At 72.9% G+C, this 21,233-nt stretch carries 17 protein-coding genes and 1 pseudogene; 11 read left to right on the top strand and 7 right to left on the bottom strand.

What is annotated here, in order from left to right; translation table 11 throughout:
* Both AB0H75_RS24450 and AB0H75_RS24445 read right to left on the bottom strand, forming a co-directional pair.
* Positions 1–645: pseudogene (locus AB0H75_RS24450) on the bottom strand (hypothetical protein); the annotation flags it as partial.
* A complete protein-coding gene (locus AB0H75_RS24445) occupies positions 642–1,565 on the bottom strand; it encodes a zinc-binding dehydrogenase (protein ID WP_367799721.1) in 924 nt (307 codons plus the stop codon). The pseudogene AB0H75_RS24450 and the gene AB0H75_RS24445, both read right to left, overlap by 4 nt.
* 88 nt (positions 1,566–1,653) lie before the next feature.
* Between AB0H75_RS24445 and AB0H75_RS24440 the strand changes: the two genes are divergently transcribed.
* Positions 1,654–2,580 (top strand): LysR family transcriptional regulator, encoded by a 927-nt coding sequence (locus AB0H75_RS24440; protein WP_367799719.1) that lies wholly within the window; start codon positions 1,654–1,656, stop codon positions 2,578–2,580.
* A 30-nt stretch (positions 2,581–2,610) separates the two neighbouring features.
* Here AB0H75_RS24440 and AB0H75_RS24435 read toward each other — a convergent pair whose 3' ends face one another.
* Complete coding sequence (locus AB0H75_RS24435) at positions 2,611–3,666, bottom strand: DUF695 domain-containing protein (protein WP_367799717.1); 1,056 nt, start codon at positions 3,664–3,666, stop codon at positions 2,611–2,613.
* A 67-nt stretch (positions 3,667–3,733) separates the two neighbouring features.
* On the opposite strand from AB0H75_RS24435, the gene mnmA reads away from it, so the two are divergent.
* A complete protein-coding gene (gene mnmA, locus AB0H75_RS24430) occupies positions 3,734–4,831 on the top strand; it encodes a tRNA 2-thiouridine(34) synthase MnmA (RefSeq protein ID WP_367799715.1) in 1,098 nt (365 codons plus the stop codon).
* On the opposite strand, the gene AB0H75_RS24425 is transcribed toward mnmA, so the two are convergent.
* Positions 4,832–5,464, bottom strand: coding sequence for an MBL fold metallo-hydrolase (locus tag AB0H75_RS24425; RefSeq protein WP_367799713.1), 633 nt, complete (start codon positions 5,462–5,464; stop codon positions 4,832–4,834). It abuts the gene before it with no gap.
* A gap of 23 nt (positions 5,465–5,487) precedes the next feature.
* Here AB0H75_RS24425 and AB0H75_RS24420 point away from each other — a divergent pair, with 23 nt between their 5' ends.
* The 9 genes from AB0H75_RS24420 (at position 5,488) to AB0H75_RS24380 (ending at position 18,121) form a co-directional block, all read left to right on the top strand.
* A complete protein-coding gene (locus AB0H75_RS24420) occupies positions 5,488–6,477 on the top strand; it encodes a methionine synthase (protein ID WP_367799711.1) in 990 nt (329 codons plus the stop codon).
* A 127-nt stretch (positions 6,478–6,604) separates the two neighbouring features.
* Positions 6,605–8,797: an NAD-dependent DNA ligase LigA gene (ligA, locus tag AB0H75_RS24415; RefSeq protein ID WP_367799709.1), complete on the top strand. Its 2,193-nt coding sequence runs from the start codon at positions 6,605–6,607 to the stop codon at positions 8,795–8,797.
* 224 nt (positions 8,798–9,021) lie between these two features.
* The gene (locus tag AB0H75_RS24410) at positions 9,022–11,106 is read left to right on the top strand and encodes a putative bifunctional diguanylate cyclase/phosphodiesterase (RefSeq protein ID WP_367799707.1); all 2,085 of its coding nucleotides are present in this window, start codon (positions 9,022–9,024) and stop codon (positions 11,104–11,106) included.
* Positions 11,107–11,250: 144 nt separating this feature from the next.
* Positions 11,251–11,550, top strand: a complete 300-nt coding sequence (gatC, locus tag AB0H75_RS24405; protein WP_367799705.1) for an Asp-tRNA(Asn)/Glu-tRNA(Gln) amidotransferase subunit GatC — start codon at positions 11,251–11,253, stop codon at positions 11,548–11,550.
* Positions 11,547–13,037 carry an Asp-tRNA(Asn)/Glu-tRNA(Gln) amidotransferase subunit GatA gene (gatA, locus tag AB0H75_RS24400; RefSeq protein WP_367799703.1) on the top strand — a complete coding sequence of 497 codons (1,491 nt, stop codon included), beginning with the start codon at positions 11,547–11,549 and terminating at the stop codon, positions 13,035–13,037. Before gatC ends, gatA begins: the two co-directional genes overlap by 4 nt.
* 17 nt (positions 13,038–13,054) lie before the next feature.
* Complete coding sequence (locus tag AB0H75_RS24395; protein ID WP_367799701.1) at positions 13,055–14,461, top strand: AAA family ATPase; 1,407 nt, start codon at positions 13,055–13,057, stop codon at positions 14,459–14,461.
* Positions 14,458–15,024 carry a hypothetical protein gene (locus AB0H75_RS24390; protein WP_367799699.1) on the top strand — a complete coding sequence of 189 codons (567 nt, stop codon included), beginning with the start codon at positions 14,458–14,460 and terminating at the stop codon, positions 15,022–15,024. Before AB0H75_RS24395 ends, AB0H75_RS24390 begins: the two co-directional genes overlap by 4 nt.
* Before the next feature lie 13 nt (positions 15,025–15,037).
* A complete protein-coding gene (gene gatB / locus AB0H75_RS24385) occupies positions 15,038–16,525 on the top strand; it encodes an Asp-tRNA(Asn)/Glu-tRNA(Gln) amidotransferase subunit GatB (RefSeq protein WP_367799734.1) in 1,488 nt (495 codons plus the stop codon).
* Positions 16,526–16,771: 246 nt separating this feature from the next.
* Positions 16,772–18,121: an MFS transporter gene (locus AB0H75_RS24380; RefSeq protein ID WP_367799697.1), complete on the top strand. Its 1,350-nt coding sequence runs from the start codon at positions 16,772–16,774 to the stop codon at positions 18,119–18,121.
* Here the strand turns inward: AB0H75_RS24380 and AB0H75_RS24375 are convergent.
* From AB0H75_RS24375 to AB0H75_RS24365, 3 genes are read right to left on the bottom strand one after another with little or no spacing between them, the layout of a single operon-like run.
* Complete coding sequence (locus AB0H75_RS24375) at positions 18,105–19,610, bottom strand: tripartite tricarboxylate transporter permease (protein ID WP_367799695.1); 1,506 nt, start codon at positions 19,608–19,610, stop codon at positions 18,105–18,107. The two genes, AB0H75_RS24380 and AB0H75_RS24375, sit on opposite strands and share 17 nt — an antisense overlap.
* 1 nt (position 19,611) lies before the next feature.
* The gene (locus AB0H75_RS24370) at positions 19,612–20,145 is read right to left on the bottom strand and encodes a tripartite tricarboxylate transporter TctB family protein (RefSeq protein WP_367799693.1); all 534 of its coding nucleotides are present in this window, start codon (positions 20,143–20,145) and stop codon (positions 19,612–19,614) included.
* The gene (locus tag AB0H75_RS24365) at positions 20,145–21,116 is read right to left on the bottom strand and encodes a Bug family tripartite tricarboxylate transporter substrate binding protein (RefSeq protein WP_367799691.1); all 972 of its coding nucleotides are present in this window, start codon (positions 21,114–21,116) and stop codon (positions 20,145–20,147) included. Before AB0H75_RS24365 ends, AB0H75_RS24370 begins: the two co-directional genes overlap by 1 nt.
* Positions 21,117–21,233: the final 117 nt, after the last annotated feature.

Here is a 21,233-nt window from a genome sequence, read left to right as displayed (position 1 = left end):
CTCCATGAGCGACTCGTCCTCGCTCTCCTGGATGATGCCCTCGATGAGCCCGCTGCGGTGCTCCTCGATCTGCGCCTCGTAGTCGGCGCCGTCCACGACCCGGCCGACCACCCGGTGGTAGTCGGCCCGCACCGTGGAGGTGGCCGCGAGCACGCCCTGGCCGGGGCCGTCGACGGCGAGCACCGCCAGCCCCCGGCGCAGCAGGGCGGCGGCCAGGTCGTGGAACTCCTCCTTGCCGGAGTCCAGCCCCGGCACGACCACGGCCGTGGGCGCGCCGGCCGGGCCGCGCAGCCGGCCGGTGAAGCCCGGCCCCTCGACGCGGCGCGCGTCCGGCTCCAGCAGTTCGAGCGCGCGGCCCATCGCCGCGTCGGCCTCGGCGGCGGCGCGCGCCCGCCCGGGGCCGGAGCCGGGGCCCAGGGTGGCGACGTGGAACCAGCGCGCCGCGACCTGGTAGTGCTCGGCCGCGGAGACGGCGGTGGCCGCCCGCCCGGCGCGGTCCAGGTGGCCGCGGGCGGCCCGCGTCAGGGCCTCGCACCCCCGGTCCAGGCCGGTCAGCTCGCCGGTGACGCGCAGGTACTCGTGCGGGTCCAGCCCGGCTCCGGTGGCGCGGCTCAGGTTGGCGGCGGCGAAGTCCGCGACGTTCACCGGGGCCCTCCGACGGTCAGGACGGCCTTGCCGCGGACGCGGCGCTCCCGCAGGTCCACCAGGACCTCGGCGGTGCTGCTCCAGTCGGCGACGCGGCCGGTCTCCGGATGCAGCCGGCCGGCGGACACCAGGCGTACCAGGGTGGCCAGGTCGGCGCCGTACGGAGCGCCGGCGTAGTGGAAGTGCCTGATCACGCCGTTCTCCGCACCGGCGAACAGGTCGAAGAAGCTCAGCGTCGCGGGCGTGCGGCTGGCCTGGCCGAACCAGATCAGCGTGCCGCCCGGCACCAGCCGCTCCAGCGCCGCCGCGAGCGCGGGGCCGCCGGTGGACTCCAGCACCACGTCGTACGGGCCCGGCGCCGCCGCCACGTCGTGCGTGATCGCCGCCGCGCCCAGCTCGCGCAGCCGCGCGCCGCGCTCGGCGGTGGCGGTGACCGCCGTCACCTCGGCGCCCGCCGCCGCGGCGAGCTCGGTCACGTAGTGGCCCACCCCGCCCGAGGCCCCGGTCAGCAGCACGCGCCGGCCGATCAACGGTCCGGCGGCGCGCAGCAGCCGGAGCGCGGTGATCCCGGCCAGCGGCAGGGCGGCCGCCTGGACGTCGGTGACGTCGCCGGGCAGGGCCGCCAGGGAGTGGGTGGGCACGGCGACGTACTCGGCCCAGCCGCCCATCGGCGGGTGACCGGCCACGCGGGTGCCCGCGGCGGGGCCCGAGCCGTCGGCGGCGGCCTGCACGACCAGGCCGGCGACGTCCTTGCCGGGCAGCAGGCCGGGCCGCGGCCTCTCCAGCAGGAACGTCTCGCCGCGGTTGGGGGAGAACGCCGCGACGCGCACGAGTGCTTCGTCCGGGGCCGGGGAGGGCTGCGGGCTCTGCGCGAACTCCACCGGGCGGGCCGGATCTCCCGTAGGGATCAATCTTCGCATGTGGCCATGAAACCGGCGGCGCCCGCCGGAGTTCCAACAACGTCCGCGACAGGCCGACAACCGATGGTTGTCGCCTACAGTGACAGGCGTGGATCTCGACCTGGCGCAGGTGCGGGCGTTCGTGCTGGCCGCCGAGGAGCTGCACTTCCGGCACGCCGCCGAGGCGCTGTCGATCTCGCAGCAGGCGCTGTCCAAGCGGATCGCCCGGCTGGAGTCCACGCTCGGCAGGCGGCTGTTCGAACGCGGTGCCCAGGGAGTGCGGCTCACCGAGACCGGGCAGCGCTTCCTGCAACCGGCCAGGCAGGCGCTGGCCGCCGCCGACCTGGCGGTCGAGGCGGCGCTGAAGGCGCACCGGCCGCTGCGCGTGGACGTCTGGGGCCACCTGTACGCGCCCATGCGCACCCTGGCCCAGGTGGCGGGCGAGGTGCCGCGCCTGGAGCTCGGCCACGGCCGCGACCTGTCGTCGGTGGCCGCCGCGCTGCTGCACGGCGACATCGACGCCGCCTTCGGCCGCGTCCACCCGCCGCTGCCCGCGGGGCTGACCCACCGCCTGGTACGCCTCGAACCGGTCGACGTGCTCCTGCCCGCGCGCCACCCGCTGGCGGACGCCCCGGCGATCCGGCCCGCCCAGCTCCGCGACGGCGTGCTCTGGACGCCGGGGCCGCTGCACCGGCTCGACTTCCTGCACCGCTTCGCCGAGCACTTCGCCGTCCGCGAGCACGCCGAGGGCCCCAACCTCGGGCTGGAGCACTTCCTGACCGGCCTGGACGCCGACCCGCGCCGCTTCTGCCTGCTCCCGGCCGACGTGCCGCTCCCGCCCCGCCCGGCCGTCCGCCCGGTGCCGCTGGTGGAGCCGACCCCTCTGTACGCCTGGTCGCTGATCTGGCGCGGCGACGGCCACCCGCCGCTGGACACCCTGATCGCCGCCTTCACGGCCCGGGCCGAGCGCAACCGCTGGCTGGAGTACGACCCGTCCCGCGACTGGCTCCCCGGCCCGGGACGGCCGCCCGGGTGATCCCGCTCGCCGGCTGAGGCCGGCCGGGTGTCAGGTCAGGAACGGGGAGACGGCGGTCCAGGCGGGGTCGGTGGAGATGTCCACCCGGGGCTCGCCCTCCTCCCAGCTCACGATCAGCTCCTTGGCGTGGATCGCGGCGTCGCCGGTCGGGTCGGCGTAGATGTGGATGAGCCGCTGCCCCTCGGTGCTGAGGTGGGCGGCCAGGATCGCGTCGTCGCGCAGCTTGAGCAGGCGGGCGGCCAGGCGCTCCTCGAAGTCGCGCAGCGCGGTCAGCGACTCGCCGATGGGCAGCCCCGACTCGTCGCGGTGCGCGTACGGCAGCGTGATCGCGATGTGCTGGTCGAAGAGCGGGTGGTCGACCGGCCGCAGCGGGTGGCGGGCGGTGGCCACCAGCGGCGCCCCGCCGGCGGTCTGCCCCTCCAGGAGCACCCACTCCTCCTCGTCGTAGCCCGAGGCGAGGTCGGCGACCACGGCCGGCAGGTGCGCGGCGGCCACGGCGTCGATGGGCTCGCCCGTCACCGCGGTGATCTCGCCCACCCAGCGGGCCACGTCGTCCTCGCCCAGCAGCCAGTCGAGGGCGAGCAGCGCGGCGTCCAGGCGGGCGTCCGCGTCCAGCTCGGCGAAGACCGGATGGTAGGCCGCCACGTCCACGCGCGGCTGGTCGCGCGGCACCCGCAGGCCCAGCACGAGCTTGTCGAGCGCGAACTCGTGGCCGCCCACGTCGAGCGTGAGCTCGGCCGCCTGCGGGTTGGCCTGCCGCGACGGGTGGAACTCCCACAGCAGGTCGGCGGGTGGCGCGGCCTTGGCCCAGCGGTGCGCCAGCGGGCGCAGCTCGGCGTCGCCCGCCGAGGTCACCACGAGGGCGTGCATGGCGTTGCGCGCGGGCGCCACCTCCCACACCAGCTCGGGATGCACGGCGGCCACCGCCGGCGCCAGCAGCTCCTCCAGCCCGCCGGTGTCGCCCGCGGCGACCAGCGAGTCGACGGCCGGCCTGGTCTCCTGCCACCACGTCCAGAATGCGGCGATCGCGTCCTCGCGGGACTCGCCGCCGTGGTCCTCGGCGTCCTTGCGCCCGAACAGTCGCATGCGCTGAATCCTCGCAGACCGGGGGCGCGCCCGCGCACTCCCCGCCGGACAGTACGCTGGAACGGTCATGGGACTGCGTGTGCTTGCCGCCATGTCGGGCGGCGTCGACTCAGCCGTGGCCGCCGCGCGCATCGCCGAGGCCGGTCACGAGGTCACTGGTGTCCACCTCGCGTTGTCGGCCAACCCCCAGTCGCATCGCACGGGGGCCCGCGGCTGCTGCACGATCGAGGACTCCCGCGACGCGCGCCGGGCGGCCGACGTCATCGGCATCCCCTTCTACATCTGGGACATGGCCGAGCGCTTCCAGCGTGACGTGATCGAGGACTTCGTGGCCGAGTACGCCGCCGGCCGCACGCCCAACCCCTGCCTGCGGTGCAACGAGAAGATCAAGTTCGCGGCGGTGCTCGACCGGGCGCTGGCGCTCGGCTTCGACGCCGTGGCCACCGGTCACCACGCCCGGCTGGTCGACGGCGTGCTGTCGCGCAGCCCCGACCAGGGCAAGGACCAGTCGTACGTGCTGGGCGTGCTCACCCGCGAGCAGCTCGCGCACGCGATCTTCCCGCTCGGCGACTCCACCAAGGCCGAGGTGCGCGCCGAGGCGGCGCGGCGCGGGCTGACGGTCGCCGACAAGCCCGACAGCCACGACATCTGCTTCATCGCCGACGGCGACACGCGCGGCTTCCTCGCCGACCGGCTCGGCGCGGCCGAGGGCCCGATCGTCGACCAGGACGGCACGGTGGTCGGCAGCCACCAGGGCGCCCACGGGTTCACCGTCGGGCAGCGCAAGGGCCTGCGCATCGACCGTCCCGCGCCCGACGGCCGGCCCCGCTACGTGCTGTCGATCGAGCCGGTGAGCAACACCGTCACGGTCGGCCCGCGCTCGGCGCTGGAGGTCACCACGATCACCTGCGGCGCCCCCGTGTGGAACGGCCCCGACCTGCGCGACGACCTCACGGTGCAGCTGCGCGCCCACGGCGAGGTCTACGGCTGCCGCTTCGAGGAGGTCGCCGGCGGCCTGCGCATCGCCCTCGACCGGCCGGCCACGGGAGTGGCGGCGGGCCAGGCGGCCGTGCTCTACTCCGGCGACACGGTCATCGGCTCGGCGACGATCGTCTCGGCATCGGCGTCGGCGGGCGGGGGCCGGGTGGCGCGGGCCGCCGGCTAGCTAGCCCAGGCCGACCGACTCGCCGATCGCCAGACGGCGCATGTCGGCGCCCTGCTTGTCGGACTCCATCTTCAGCCAGTTGTCCACCAGGGCCAGGCCGATGTCGCCGTAGAGCGCGTCGTGCGTCGAGTAGGCCCGCGCCGGACGCACCGTGCGCAGGTAGTGCACCACGTCCGGCAGCCTCAGCCAGGGCGCGCCCGTCGGGACCAGCAGCGTGGGCACCTCGGCCTCCGGCACGGTCAGGGCGTCGCCGGGGTAGAAGACCTCGTCGTCCACGAGGAAGCCGACGTTCTGGACGATCGGCATGTCGGGGTGGTTGGCGGCGTGCCACTCGCCGAACGCCCGCACCCGGAACCCGGCGGTCTCGAACGCGTCGCCGTGCCGGACCACCTGGATCTTGGCCGGCACCTCGGACAACCCCGCCGCGACGCCCTCGCACGTCCAGATCTCCAGGTCGGGCGAGGCGGCCTTCAGCTTGCCGACGTCCACGTGGTCCATGTGCTCGTGCGTGATGAGGACGGCGTCCGCGCCGTCGAGCACCGGGTCCTTGGTGAAGGAGCCGGGGTCGATGACGAGGACCTTGCCGTCCTTCTCCAGGCGTACGCACGCGTGGCCGTATTTCGTGAGCTCCATACGCCAGAGCCTACGCTTGTGCCATGTCAACGTGGGAAGCCACCGGGGTCGGGTCACATCCGGGTGATGATCATCTTGAGGCCATCAGGGTCGTGTTCGGGGAGGTGCCCGGGTTGCCCTACCTGCCCGAGCTGCCCGCCAGGGGAGTCGGCGCCGACCTCGTCGGCCGGACGGCCTCGCTGCTGGTCGAGCTGCCCGTCGAGGTGCAGCCGTCGGGGTGGCGGCTGACCGACCGGCCGGGGCGCGACCACCAGCGGGCCGTCGATCACCTGCGGCGCGACCTCGACGGGCTGGAGGAGATCGGGCACGACTACGCGGGGCCGCTCAAGCTGCAGGTGTGCGGGCCGTGGACGCTCGCCGGGGCGATCGAGCTCAAGCACGGCGACAAGATGCTCGCCGACGCGGGCGCGGTGCGCGACCTGACGGCCTCGCTGGCGCAGGGCGTCGCCGACCACTGCGCCGAGGTGCGGCGGCGGCTGCCGGGCGTGACGGAGATCGTGCTGCAGCTCGACGAGCCCGGCCTGCCCGGGGTGCTCACGGGCACGGTGCCGACGGCCTCCGGGTTCGGGCGGCTGCCCGCCGTGGAGGAGTGGCGGGTGCAGGAGTCGCTGCCGCTGTTCGGCGAGCCGGTGGTGCACTGCTGCGCGCCCGGGGTGCCGTTCGGGCTGCTGCGGCGGGCCGGGGTGCGCGGGGTCTCCGTGGACGCCTCGCTGCTGCGCCGGCGCGACGAGGACGAGCTGGGCGAGCTGGCCGAGGCCGGGATCCCGCTGTTCCTGGGGGTCGTGCCGGGCACCGACACCCGGCTGCCGGACGTCGGGGTGATCGCCAAGCCTGCGGTGGAGCTGTGGCGGCGGCTCGGCTTCGCGCCGGACCGGCTGGCCGGGCAGGTCGTGCTCACCCCCGCGTGCGGGCTGGCCGGGGCCTCGCCTGCGTACGCGCGGGCCGCGCTGGCCGCCTGCCGCAAGGCCGCCCAGGTGCTCAAGGACGACCCGGCGAGCGGGACGGCGGGCTGAGCGGGCGGGCGGTTCGCGCCGCTCAGAGGTGGCGCGGCTCGCGCCGCTCGCGGAGGGCCGGCGAGGGCCGGATGTCGGTGCCCGGCTGTAGCGTTTGCTCAGGTTGTCGTACGGAAGGAGAGCCCGCGTGAGCGAGTCAAGCACCGAGGTCGGGGGCGTGCCCGTGGCCGCGCTCAAGCGGCACGCAGAGCTGAGCGATCTGGTCGAGGAGGCCCGCTGGCGCTACTACGTGCTCGACCAGCCGACGGTCAGCGACGCGCAGTTCGACGAGTGGTTCAGGGAGCTGCTGGCCCTGGAGGAGGCCCACCCGTCGTTGCAGACGCCCGACTCGCCGACGCAGAAGGTGGGGGCGTCGCCGGCCTCCAGCGACTTCGCGAAGGTCGCGCACCTGGCCAGGATGGAGAGCCTCGACAACGCCTTCAGCGCCGACGACATGGCGGCCTGGCAGGCGCGGGCCGAGCGGCTGGCCGAGGGCGACCCCGGGCCCTACCTGTGCGAGCTGAAGATCGACGGCCTGGCCATCGCCCTGGTCTACCGCGACGGCAGGCTGGAGCGCGGCGCCGTCCGCGGTGACGGGCGCGTCGGCGACGACGTGACGGCCAACGTGCGCACGATCACCGGCATCCCGCACCGGCTCGCCGGCGACGACGTGCCGAGCCTGCTGGAGGTGCGCGGCGAGATCTACATGCCGGTCGAGGGCTTCAACCGCCTTAACGAGCAGCTCGTCGAGCAGGGCAAGCCGCCGTTCGCCAACCCGCGCAACTCCGCGGCCGGCAGCCTGCGGCAGAAGGACCCGCGCGTCACCGCGCAGCGGCCGCTGCGGATGCTGGTGCACGGCGTCGGGGTCTGGGAGGGGGCGAGCGAGCCGCGCGCGCAGTCGGAGGTCTACGACCGGCTGCGCGCGTTCGGGCTGCCGGTCAGCGACCTCTACAAGGTGGTGCCGACGCTCGCCGAGGTCAACGAGTTCATCGAGCACTACCGCGAGCACCGGCACGACCCGGCGTACGAGATCGACGGGGTCGTGGTCAAGATCGACGACTTCCGCACGCAGCGCGAGCTGGGCTCCACCTCGCGGGCGCCGCGGTGGGCGATCGCCTTCAAGTACCCGCCGGAGGAGGTCAACACCAAGTTGCTCGACATCCAGGTGGGGGTGGGGCGCACCGGGCGGGTGACGCCGTTCGCGGTGATGGAGCCGGTGGTGGTGTCCGGGTCCACCGTCGAGCGGGCCACGCTGCACAACGCCGCGATCGTGCAGAAGAAGGGCGTGCTCATCGGCGACACCGTGGTGCTGCGCAAGGCGGGCGACGTCATCCCCGAGGTCAGGGGGCCGGTGGCGGCGCTGCGCGACGGGTCCGAGCGGGAGTTCGTCATGCCGACGCACTGCCCCGAGTGCGGCACCGAGCTGGCCTACGAGCGCGAGGGCGACGCCGACCTGCGCTGCCCCAACGCCCGAAGCTGCCCGGCGCAGATCCGCGAGCGCGTCTTCTTCGCGGCCGGGCGCAGGGCGCTCGACATCAACGGGCTCGGCTACGTCGCGGCCACCGCGCTCAGCCAGCCGCTGCCGCCGCAGGAGCCGGTGTTGCGCACCGAGGCCGACCTGTTCGACCTGACGCTGGAGCAGCTCCTGCCGATCAGGTCGGTGGTCCGCGACCCCGACTCCGGGCTGCCCAAGACCGATCCCAAGACCGGCGAGCAGAAGGTCGTCACGCTCTTCTCCAACCAGAACGGCGAGCCCAGCGCCAACGCGCGGCTGCTCCTTGAGGAGCTGGAGCGGGCCAAGCAGGCCTCGCTCGCGCAGGTGCTGGTCGCGCTGTCGATCCGGCACGTGGGTCCGCCCACCGCCCGCGATCTGGCCAACGCCATGCGCTCGATCGACGCGATCATGAACGCGACGGAGGAGGAGCTGGCCGCCGTCCCGGGGATCGGGCCGCGGGTGGCGGCGACGATCAAGGAGTGGTTCGAGGTCGACTGGCACCGGGAGATCGTCGAGCGGTGGCGGGCCGCCGGGGTGCGCATGGAGGACGATCCCGCGCCGGAGAAGGGGCCGCAGACGCTCGACGGGCTGACGTTCGTGGTGACGGGCACGCTGGAGGGCTACACCCGCGACTCGGCCTCCGACGCGATCGCCGCCCGGGGCGGGAAGGTGGCCTCGTCGGTGTCGAAGAAGACCTCGTTCCTGGTCGCGGGGGAGAACGCGGGGTCGAAGTACGACAAGGCGGTGAGCCTGGGGGTGCCGATCCTGGACGGCACCGGGTTCGCGGTGCTCCTGGCGGACGGGCCGGAGGCGGCGGCCGAGGCGGCGGTCAAGCCGGAGGCGTGACGGCGGCGGCAAAGCCGGAGGCGTGACGGTGGCGGGCGCGGCGCCGTGGCGGTGGCGCCCGCGGCGCTTCTCCGGTGCGGGCACGGATCGGGCAGGGTTTGCTACGCAGGGTGGTTTTTGGGTATATGTCGGAAAGGAGAATTACGGACCGTACGCGCTTGGTTTCGCGAAGTGGGCTGAAGGTCGTACCCTCCCATAGTGACCTAATGGGGGTTCTGTTATCGATGACTGACCCAACCGACACCCGCGACACCGGGCCACGTGTCGGCACGCCGCTGTGGGCCTTCCTGGCCGGCATCACCGTGATCGGCTTCACCGCCCTGCTCGTCTCCATGCTCCGGCTCGACGCCACCGGGCTCGTCGAGCTGGCCGGCACCGCGCTGTTCTGGGTGCTGGCGGTCCTGACGATCCTGGGCGAGCTGCGTCCCGTGATGGTGTCCTCCGCCGCCTCCGTGGGCGGGACGTACCCGTCCACCATGTTCACCTTCGCCGTGCTGCTGCACTTCGGACTGCCGGTCGCGGTGCTCCTGCAGGCCGTCGCGGTCGCCCTGAACGGGGTGCTCACGCGCAAGGCCTGGCACCGGGTCATGTTCAACATCGCGCAGTCCACCCTCGCGCTCACCGCCGCGGCCGTGGTGCTGGGGGCCTTCGGCATCGTGCCGAGCCCGGCCGCGCCCTGGGAGCCCGGTGTCCCCGACCTGGTGCCGATCGCGCTGGCCGGCATCGCCTACTTCGTCACCCGCGCCACCCTCGTCTGCGGGGCGGTCGCGCTGCACGAGCGGCGCTCGATCGTCCGCGTGCTGAAGGCCACCGCCGGGCCGCAGAGCCTCGTCTACGCCGCGCTGCTGGGCATGGCGCCGCTGGTCGTCGTGGTGATGGACCACTCGCCCGGCCTGGTGCCGCTGTTCGTCGCGCCCCTCGCGGCCGTCTACTTCACCGCCACGCTGTCCATGCGCCGCGACCACCAGGCGCTGCACGACGAGCTGACCGGCCTGCCCAACCGCAAGCTGCTCATCGTGAGCACCGAGGAGGCGCTGGCCGAGGCCCGCCAGGACGAGCGGGTCGGCCTGTTCCTGCTCGACCTCGACCGGTTCAAGGAGGTCAACGACACGATGGGCCACCCGGTGGGCGACCGGTTGTTGCAGATGGTGGCCCACCGCCTGACCCACTCGGTGCGTCCCGGCGACGTGGTGGCCCGGCTCGGCGGCGACGAGTTCGCCGTGCTGCTGCCCTCGATCCGCGACACCCACGCGGCCCGGGAGGTCGCGGCCCGGCTGCGCGCGGCGCTGACCGAGCCGGTGCGGCTGGAGGGCATGACGTTCGACGTGGACGCCTCGGTCGGCATCGCGCTCTACCCCGACCACGCCCCCGACTTCGAGCTGCTGCTGCAACGCGCGGACGTGGCGATGTACCTGGCCAAGGAGGGGCGCACCGGCGTCGAGCTGTACCAGCCGGACAAGGACCGGAACTCGCCCGAGCGGCTGACGTTACTCGGCGACCTGCGCCGCGCCATCGACGACCGCGCCGCCGGCGGCGGCGAGCTGCGGCTGCACTACCAGCCCAAGGTCGGGCTGGGCAGCGGCGCGGTGCAGGGGGTGGAGGCGCTGCTGCGCTGGCGGCACCCGGTGCACGGGACGATCCCGCCGTCGGAGTTCGTGCCGCTGGCGGAGCAGTCCTACCTGATGCGGCAGCTCACGGCGTACGTGATCGACGAGGCGCTGGCGCAGGCCGCCCGCTGGTGGCACGGCGGGCTGCGGGTGCAGGTCTCGGTCAACATCTCCGCCCGCGACCTGCTCGACCCGGCGCTGCCCGAGCAGCTGGAGGTGGGCCTGGCCCGCTACGGCCTGCCGCCCGCGGCCATCCAGCTGGAGGTGACCGAGCGCATCCTGACCGGCGACCAGGCTTACACGGAGACCATCAAGGCGCTGGCCACGCTGGGCGTCCCCCTGTCGCTGGACGACTTCGGCACCGGCTACTCCTCGCTCATCAGGTTGCAGCGGCTGGCGGTGTCCGAGGTGAAGATCGACGCCTCGTTCGTGCGCCGGATCGCCGACTCCGCGGACGACGACCGGATCGTGCGCTCGATCGTGGACCTGGTGCGCTCGCTGGGGCTGCGCTCGGTGGCCGAGGGCGTGGAGTCCGACGACGTCGCCATGCGGCTGGCCGAGATGGGCTGCGACGTGGGGCAGGGGTGGCTGTTCGGCGAGCCGATGCCGCCCGCGGAGGTCACGGCCTGGCTGCGCGAGCACGCCGGGGCCCCGGCCGCCACCGAGTACGGCTACGAGCCCGAGGTCAGCCACACGGGCTGACCCGTCGCCACGCTGCCCGTGGGAGCGCTTCCACGGGGCGGCCGGCGCGTGTTGCCAGTGGGTTAATCGTTCGGGTGCGCTGCGTCAAGCCCCCTAGGATGGCAGTGTCCAAAGACTCCATCCACGAAACGGGTTCAACGACTCATGTCCGCCATAACCCGCGACGAGGTCGCGCACCTGGCCCGGTTGTCCAGGCTGGCGCTCACCGACGACGAGCTCGACCACTACGCCACCCAGCTCGATGCCATCATCGAGTCGGTCGCGAAGGTGGCCGAGGTCGCCGCCGAGGACGTGCCGCCTTCGTCGCACGCGCTTCCGCTCACCAACGTCTTCCGTGCCGACGAGGTGCGTCCGTCCCTGACCCCCGAGCAGGCGCTCTCCGGCGCGCCCGCCGTCGAGGACGACCGCTTCAAGGTGCCGCGCATCCTCGGGGAGGAGGCATGAGCCTGATCCGCAAGACCGCGGCCCAGCTGGGGTCGATGATCGCCGCGGGCGAGGTGTCGGCGGTCGAGGTGGCCGAGGCGCACCTCGACCGCATGGCCGAGGTGGAGCCCAAGGTCAGGGCGTTCCTGCACGTGGACCGCGAGGTCACGCTGGAGCAGGCGCGGGCGGTCGACGCCAGGCTGAGGGCGGGCGAGAAGCTCGGTCCGCTGGCCGGCGTGCCCATCGCGCACAAGGACATCTTCACCACCCACGACATGCCCACCACGGCCGCCTCCAAGATCCTGGAGGGCTGGCGGGCGCCGTACGACGCGACCGTCACCCGGCGGCTGCGCGAGGCCGGGCTGGTCATCCTGGGCAAGACGAACCTCGACGAGTTCGCCATGGGCTCCTCCACGGAGAACTCCGCCTACCACGCCACCCACAACCCCTGGGACCTGACGAGGGTGCCGGGCGGCTCGTCGGGCGGCTCCAGCGCCGCCGTGGCCGCGTACGAGGCGCCGCTGTCCACCGGCACCGACACCGGCGGCTCGATCCGGCAGCCGGCCTCGGTGACCGGCATCGTGGGCATGAAGCCGACCTACGGCGGCTCGTCCCGCTACGGCGTCATCGCCTTCGCCAGCTCGCTCGACACGCCCGGTCCCTTCGCCCGCAACGTGCTCGACGCGGCGCTGCTGCACGAGGCGTTCTCCGGCCACGACCCGATGGACTCCACCTCCATCGACGCCCCGGTCCCGAGCGTGGTCGAGGCGGCCAGGAACCCCGACGTCAGCGGCCTGCGCATCGGTGTCGTCAAGGAGTTCTCCGGCGAGGGCTACCAGGCGGGCGTGCTGGCCCGCTACCACGAGGCCGTCAAGCTGCTGGAGTCGCTCGGCGCCAGCGTGGTCGAGGTCTCCTGCCCGTCGTTCACGACGGCGCTGCCGGCCTACTACCTGATCGCGCCGTCGGAGTGCTCGTCCAACCTGGCCCGCTTCGACGCCATGCGTTACGGCCTGCGCGTCGGCGACGACGGCACCCGCAGCGCCGAGGAGGTCATGGCGCTGACCCGCGCGGCCGGCTTCGGCCCCGAGGTCAAGCGGCGCATCATGCTCGGCACGTACGCGCTGTCCAGCGGCTACTACGACGCCTACTACGGCCAGGCGCAGAAGGTCCGCACGGTCATCTCGCGCGAGTTCGAGGCCGCCTACCAGCAGGTCGACGTCCTGGTGTCGCCGACGACGCCGACCACGGCGTTCCCGATCGGCGAGCGCACCGACGACCCGATGGCGATGTACCTCGCCGACCTGTGCACCATCCCGTCCAACCTCGCGGGCAACGCCGCCATGTCGGTGCCCTGCGGCCTCGCCGACGAGGACGGCCTGCCGGTCGGCCTGCAGATCATGGCCCCGGTGCTGGCCGACGACCGCTGCTACCGCGTCGGCGCCGCCGTGGAGCGGGCCCTGGAGAGCCGCTGGGGCGGCAGCCTGCTGTCGCAGGCTCCGGAGCTGTAGGGAAGGGGGACGGCGGCATGCTCACCCGCATCGAGATCGACGGCTTCAAGTCGTTCGCGGACTTCAAGCTGAACGTGCCGCCGTTCCTCGTGGTCATCGGCCCGAACGCCAGCGGCAAGTCCAATCTCTTCGACGGCATCCAGCTGCTCCGCCGGCTCGTCGACACGCCCAGCCTGTACGACGCCTTCGCGGCTGCCAGGGGCGATCTCGGTGAGCTGTTCCGGCGGCGGGGTGACGGCCGGGTCGTGGATCATATGGCGTTCGCTGTCGAGGTGCTCCTGGACCCGAAGGTGGTCGACCAGTTCGGGGCCGAGCTCGAGATATCGCACACCCGGATCCGCTACGAGCTCGAAATCGTCCAGCGCTTGAGCGAGGACGGCTTCGCGCGTCCTTATGTGGCCAGGGAGGAAGCGCGCCCGATCCGTTCCGCCGACGACTCCTGGACCCGGGAGCAGGGCGTGGGCAGGGAGTTCCGCTCCGCGTTCCTGCGCTACAAGAGGCAGTCACCTCTGCTTGAGACGACCCTCGACGACGCCGGTCGCCAGGTCTTCCGAATCGCGCAGGAAGGGCGGCAAGGGCGCAAGCGGGAGCTCGCGGCGCACGCCGCGGAGGCCACCGTTCTGTCGAGCATCACCTCGGCGGGAGAGTTCCCGCTTCTCTACGCGCTCAGGAAGGAGATCGCTTCCTGGCGTTTCCTTCAACTGGATCCGGCCTCGTTGCGCATGCCCAGCTCTCGTCATCAGCGAGGCGAGCAACTGGAGCCGAGCGGTGCGAATCTCGCCAAGGTTCTCCGCCGGATCGAGCAGACGACCGCGGACGAGTCCGGCAGCTCGCTGGATGAGATCGCCGCCGACATGGCGCGTGTCGTCCGCGGCTTCGCCGGTATCGAGGTGGAGGAGAACGTCGCCAAGGAGCAATGGGAGATCTACCTTCGGACGCGCGATGAGGGAAAGGTGAGCGCCCGTGTCGCATCCGACGGCACCCTGCGCGTCCTGGCCCTCCTGGTCGCGCTCTACGATCCGGCCCACCGCGGGCTCATCTGCTTCGAAGAACCCGAGAACGGAATCTATCCGCAACGTCTGCGGGAGCTCGTCCGGCATCTCCGAAGACTGGTGACGGATCCGAGCCGTGATGTGGAGGAGGACGAACCCCTGGCCCAGCTCCTCATGAGCAGTCACTCCCCGTTGATGCTCGTGGCCCTGGATCCGGAGGACCTCCTGGTCATGGACTGGATCACGGTGCCTGAGGACGATGTGGCCGGTGTGGGGAGCCGCGTGTCGCGTGCCCGCCATCTGGTGCCGAGCACCCCGGACGGCACGCCGCCTCTTGACGAGGTCGGGCTCGTCGTCCCGGGGCCCGAGTGGCGGGCTTTCGCCGCCATTTCGAAAGAAGAGGCACGGCAGCTTCTGGAGGAGGCCTCGTGATCGAGGTCAACGCCTTCCTGACCGCTGAAGGAAACTCCGACTACGACTTCTTGCCCGTGCTGCTGGAGCGGGCGCTGAATCGTTTGTGCCTGCCGCACCGCCTCGCGGTGGCAGGAATGACCTTGCTCTTCTACCACTACGACGGTTCGGCGGCCCCGGATCGTGAGGAACGGAAATACTGGGCTCCGTTACGGGAGTCATGGAAGAAGCACGGGCCGGGCCGGCCGTTGGTGAGAGTGGTCCCCGTCCGTGAGATGGAAAGCCGGGCACTGAGCGACCTGGATGTCCTGCGTCAGGTCGCAGGATCGTCGTGGCATGCCAAAGGCGTCTTCGAGGGTGAACGCCTCTCTCGGGTGGAGTGCCTGTCCGACCCGAAACGGACGTTGAAGGAAGTCGTCGCGAGTGGCAGGCGGCGCCGCCGAGCGGGCCGGGAGGCGGGCGACTACCTGACCCGCATCGCCGAGCTCATGAGCCTGGACTACCTGGAAAGCGTGCCCTCGTACCGTCTCTGGCTGTCCGGGACGTGCGAGGCTCTGGAAGAACTGAGGTTGATCCGTGATTGACACAACAGGGACCATGCCGTACGACGAGGCGCTGGAGCGGTTCGAGCCGGTGCTCGGGCTGGAGACGCACGTCGAGCTGGGCACCGAGTCGAAGATGTTCTGCGGCTGCAGGACCACCTTCGGCGCTCCGCCCAACACGCAGGTCTGCCCCACCTGCCTGGCGCTGCCCGGCTCGCTGCCGGTGGCCAACGCCCAGGCCATCGAGTCGACGATCCGCATCGGCCTGGCGCTGAACTGCTCGATCGCCGAGTGGTGCCGCTTCGCCCGGAAGAACTACTTCTATCCGGACATGCCGAAGAACTACCAGATCTCGCAGTACGACGAGCCGCTCTGCTTCGACGGCTACCTCGACGTCGAGGTGGGCGGCGAGACCGTGCGCATCGGCATCGAGCGGGTGCACCTGGAGGAGGACACCGGCAAGTCCACCCACGTGGGCGGCGCGACCGGGCGCATCCACGGCGCCGACTACTCCATCGTCGACTACAACCGGGCCGGCATCCCGCTGGTGGAGATCGTCACCAAGCCCATCCCGGGCACCGACCGGATGGCGCCCGAGGTCGCCCGCGCCTACGTCACCGAGCTGCGCGAGATCATGCGCTCGCTCGGCGTCTCCGACGTGCGCATGGAGGAGGGCTCGCTGCGCTGCGACGTCAACGTCTCGCTGATGCCGCGCGGCTCCACCGAGTGGGGCACCCGCACCGAGACCAAGAACGTCAACTCGCTGCGCAGCGTCGAGCGGGCCGTGCGCAGCGAGATCGAGCGGCAGGCCGCCGTGCTCGCCGAGGGCGGCAAGATCGTCCAGGAGACCCGGCACTTCCACGAGGACACCGGCACCACCACGTCCGGCCGGTCCAAGGAGGAGGCGCAGGACTACCGGTACTTCCCCGAGCCCGACCTGGTGCCGATCGCGCCCGACCCGGCGTGGGTGGCCGAGCTGAAGGCGGCGCTGCCCGAGCTGCCGTCGGTCAAGCGCAAGCGGTTGCAGGCCGAGTGGGGGCTGTCCGACCTCGACATGCAGGCCATGCACAACGCCGACGCGATCGACCTGGTCGAGGCGACCGTGGCGGCCGGCGCGCCGGCGGCCGACGCGCGCAAGTGGTGGATGGGCGAGCTGGCCCGCCGCGCCAACGAGACCGGCGTGCCGCTGTCCGACCTGGCCATCACGCCCGCCCAGATCGCGCGGGTGACCGAGCTGGTGGCCTCCGGCGCGCTCAACGACAAGCTGGCCCGCGAGGTGCTGGAGGGCGTCCTGGCCGGCGAGGGCACGCCGGACGAGGTCGTCGCGGCGCGCGGGCTGCAGATCGTCAACGACGAGGGCGAGCTGTCGGCGATCATCGACCAGGTGCTGGCCGAGAACGCCGACGCGGCCGACAAGGTGCGCTCCGGCAAGATCGCGGCCGCCGGCGCGCTGGTCGGCGGCGTGATGCGGGCCAGCAAGGGCAAGGCGGACGCGGCCCGGGCCCGGCAGATGATCCTGGAGAAGCTGGGCGTGTCCGAGTAGCCCCGCGTAGCCCTGAGTAGCCCCGCGTAGTCCTGAGTAGCCCCGCGTAGTCCTGAGTAGCCCCGCGTAGTCCTGAGTAGTCCCGCGTAGTCCCGCGTAGTTCCGCACCCTTTCCGGGAGGGGCCCGGCCGCCCCGGTGGCCGGGCCCCTCCCGCGTTCTCCGCGCAAGGGCGTAGGGCCAAATGCCGAGATCCTCCGGCACCCCCGCCGGAGGCGCGCCGGGGCGGGACATCATAAGTTCGCGGCATGACGAGGAAAGCGTTGACCGCGGGGCTGGTGGCGATGATGTCACTGGTGGCCTTCGAGTACATGGCGGTGGCGACCGCGATGCCGGTCGTGGCCGAGGAGCTGGGCGGGCTGGAGCTGTACGGGCTGGCCTTCAGCGGGGCGATGGCGGCGAGCGTGGTCGGCACCGTGCTCGGCGGCCGGTGGGCGGACCTGCGCGGGCCGCTGGCGCCGCTGTGGACGGGCGTGGCCGGGTTCGCCGCGGGGCTGGCGGTGGCGGGTCTCGCGCCGAGCATGGAGGTGCTGATCGCGGGCCGTTTCGTCCAGGGGTTCGGCGGGGCGCTGGCCAGCGTGGCGCTGTACGTGGTGGTGGCCCGGGTCTATCCCGAGAGCCTGCACCCGAAGATCTTCTCGTTGTTCGCGACCGCCTGGGTGGTGCCGTCCATGGTCGGCCCGGCCATCGTGGGCGTGGTGACCGACACGCTCGGCTGGCGGTGGGTGTTCCTGCTGGTGCCGATCCTGAGCGTGGCCGCCGGGCTGGTGCTGCTGCGCGGCCTGGCGGGCCAGCCGGTGACCGGCGGGCAGCGCGCGCCGGCGCCCGGCCTGCCCGCCAGGGTCGCGTGGGCGGTGGTGACGGCGGTCGGGGCCGGGCTCATGCAGTACGGCAGCGATGGGCGGCTGCCGCTGCTGGTCGCCGGGCTGGTGGTGCTGGCCGTGGCGCTGCCCAGGCTGCTGCCGGCCGGGACGCTGCGGGCCGCGCGCGGGATGCCGTCCGTGGTGGGGCTGCGCGGGCTGGCGGCCGGGGCGTTCTTCGCGGCCGAGGTCATGGTGCCGCTGATGTTGCGCGAGGAGCGCGGGCTGTCCACGACGGCGGCCGGGCTGGTGCTCACCGGCGGGGCGCTGAGCTGGTCGTTCGCGTCCTGGTTGCAGGGGCGGCAGGTCTTCGGGCAGCGGACGAACCTGCGGCTCGGGGCGGCCATGATCGCGGCGGGCATCCTGATCATGGGGACGGTGGCGTTCTCGGCGATGCCGGTGGCGGTGGCGTACCCGGCGTGGATCGTCACCGGGTTCGGGATCGGGCTGGTCTACCCGACGCTGTCCGTGCTCACGCTGGAGCTGTCGGCGCCGGGGGAGCAGGGCGAGAACAGCTCGGCGTTGCAGGTGGGGGAGTCGGTGTTCTCGGTGGTGTCGGTGGCGGTCACGGCGGCGCTGTTCACCGCCGCAGGGTCGGGGTACTGGGCGGTGTTCGCGGCGACGCTGGTGATGGCGCTGGCCGGGCTGGCGATCGCCTCCCGGGCCTTCGTGGCGGGCGGGGCCGGTCCCGAGGGGCGTACGGAACCGGCCGCGCAGGCGGTCAGCCGGTCGGCGTGACCTCCTCCCGCGCCGGCAGGCGCCTGAGCAGCGGCGCCAGCAGGGCCAGCGCCGCCAGCGCCAGCAGCGTGGCGGCGACCGGGCTGCGCACCAGGACGGTCACGTCGCCCGCCCCGATCGCCAGCGCCCGGCGGAGCTGGATCTCCGCCATCGGCCCCAGGATCATGCCGATCACCGCCGGGGCGACCGGCAGGCCGAAGCGCCGCATGGCGTAGCCGAGCAGGCCGAGGACGTACAGCACGAACAGGTCCACGGCGGAGCCGTTCAGGGCGTACACGCCGAGGGCGGCGAACAGCACGATCCCGGCGTACAGGTACGGCCGGGGCACCCGCAGCACCCGTGCCCACAGCGGCGCCAGCGGCAGGTTGAGCACCAGCAGCATCGTGTTGCCGACGAACAGCGAGGCGATCATGCCCCACACCAGCGCCGGGTCGTGGTCGAAGAGCTGCGGCCCCGGCTGGAGGCCGTACTGCTGGAAGGCGGCCAGCATGATCGCGGCCGTCGCGGACGTGGGCAGGCCCAGCGTGAGCAGCGGCACCAGGGTCCCGGCGGCGGAGGCGTTGTTGGCCGCCTCCGGCCCGGCGACGCCCTCGATGGCGCCCTTGCCGTACTCCTCGCGGGCCACGCCGCGCGCCAGGCGGCGCTCGGCCGCGTACGACAGGAACGTCGGGATCTCGGCCCCGCCGCCCGGCAGCGCCCCGAACGGGAACCCCAGCGCGGTGCCGCGCAGCCACGGCAGCCAGGAGCGCCGCCAGTCCGCGCGGCCCATCCACGCCCGCCCCACGGGCACCACGGAGGGCGGGGCGTGGCGCAGCCGCGAGGCCACGTACAGCGCCTCGCCCAGCGCGAACAGGCCGACCGCGACGATCACCACGTCGATGCCGTCGAGGAGCTGCGGGATGCCCAGCGTCAGGCGCGCCTGCCCGGTCTGCTGGTCGATGCCGACCAGCCCGATCACCAGGCCGAGGCCGAGCGAGGCCAGTCCGCGCACGACCGAGCGCGACAACACCGACGACACGGCGGTGAACGCCAGGATCGCCAGCGCGAAGTAGTCCTCGGGCCCGAACGAGATCGCGAACGCCACCACGGCCGGAGCCGCCACGACCAGCAGCGCGGTGGCGATGGTCCCGGCCACGAACGAGCCGATGGCCGCCGTGGCGAGGGCCTGCGCCGCCCGCCCGCGCCGGGCCATCTTGTTGCCCTCCAGCGCGGTGATCATCGATGAGGACTCGCCGGGCGTGTTGAGCAGGATGGACGTGGTGGAGCCGCCGTACATGCCGCCGTAGTAGATGCCGGCGAACATGATGAACGCGCTGGCCGGCGGCACCGTGAACGTGATCGGCAGCAGCAGCGCCACGGTCATCGCCGGCCCGATGCCGGGCAGCACGCCGACCAGGGTGCCGAGCGTGACGCCGGCCAGCGCGTACAGGAGGTTGACGGGGGTGAGGGCGGCGGCGAAGCCGTCCAGCAGGAGGTGCAGCGAGGTCACCTCAGATCACCCCCTCCAGCGGGCCGCCCGGCAGCCGCACGCCGAGGCCCTTGACGAACAGCAGGTACGTGGCCACGCCCATGACCACCGCGACCACGGCCGCCCGGCCTTTGTGCCCGGCCCCGAGCGCCACCGACAGCCCGAAGAACAGCAGGCTCGCGCCGATCACCCAGCCGAGCACGTCCAGCAGCGCGGCGAAGGCCAGGAAGATGCCGCTCACCAGGCCGACGCCGCGCCGGTCGGCGGGCGCGGCGGCGTCCACGTCCTCGCTCTCCTCGGGGTCGCCGTGCCCGCCGCGCAGCACGTCGAGCACGTAGAACAGGCCGACGACCACCAGCGACCCGCCGACCAGCATCGGGAAGAACCGCGGCCCGAGGCCGAGCCGGGAGGCCGCGGCCGAGACGTCCAGCGTCCCGGCGATCACGAGCACCCCCAGCGCGAGCACCACGACCGCGAGCCCCAGCTCGGGCCGCCACCAGGACCGCCGCCCGTCCTGGGACCCGCCCTGCGGTCCGTTCCGCCATCCGTGCGCCATCAGGACACGAGCCCCATCTCGGCGATGATGCCCTTGACCCGGGCCTGCTCGGCGCTCAGGTAGTCGGCGAACGGCCGCCCGGTCTGGAAGGAGTCGATCCAGCCGTTCTTGGCGACGGCGTCCTTCCACGGCCGGGAGTCGTGCATCTTGGTGACCAGGTCGGTCAGCGCCTTCCTGCCGGCCTCGGACAGCCCGCCGGGGGCGACGAAACCGCGCCAGTTGGCCAGCTCCACGTCGAGGCCGCCCTCCTTGAGGGTGGGCGCGTCCAGGCCGGGCAGCCGCTGCCCGGAGGTGACGCCGAGCGCGCGCAGCTTGCCGGACCTGACGTGCTCGGCGAACTCGCCGACGCCCGAGATGCCCGCGCTGACCTTGTTGCCCAGCAGCTCGTTCAGCGCCTCGCCGCCACCCGAGTGGGCGATGTAGTTGACCCGCTTGGGGTCCACGCCCGCGGCCTTGGCCATGAGCCCGGCCACGATGTGGTCGGTGCCGCCGGCCGAGCCGCCCGAGATCGACACCTTCGCCGGGTCGGCCTTCCAGGCCGCCACCAGGTCGGCCAGCGTCCTGAACGGGGAGGCGGCCGGGACCACGACGATCTCGTACTCCTCGGTCAGCTTGGCGATCGGCGTGGTCTCGGCCAGCGTGACCTTCGACCTGTTCTGCTCGATCGCGCCCACCATGACCAGGCCCATGGTCATGAGCAGGTCGCCGTTGCCCTTCTCGCCGGCGAGCTGCGCCAGGCCGATCGTGCCGCCCGCGCCGGGCACGTTGAACACCTCGACCTTGCGCTCCGGCGCGGCGGCCTTGAGCGCCTGCTCGGCGGTGCGGGAGGTCTGGTCCCAGCCGCCGCCGGGCGCGGCCGGGGCCATGATGCGCAGCGTCCCTGAGGCGGCGGTCCCGCCGCCCTGGCCGCCGCAGCCGGCCAGGGCGCCGAGGGTGAGCGCCGCGAACGCGGCGAAGATGCGCAAGCGCATGATCAACTCCAGAGGGGTCTCACGGTTATGAAACTGGGATGGTGAATCCCCTTCCGGTCCGCGTCGAGGCTTTGCATGCTTGCCGTCATAGTGGTCGTATTGGTCGTGAGCTGGGTT

The sequence above is a fragment of the Nonomuraea sp. NPDC050783 genome (genome assembly GCF_040802095.1).
Lineage (GTDB): Bacteria > Actinomycetota > Actinomycetes > Streptosporangiales > Streptosporangiaceae > Nonomuraea.
This window is presented reverse-complemented; position numbering and strand designations above follow the sequence as displayed.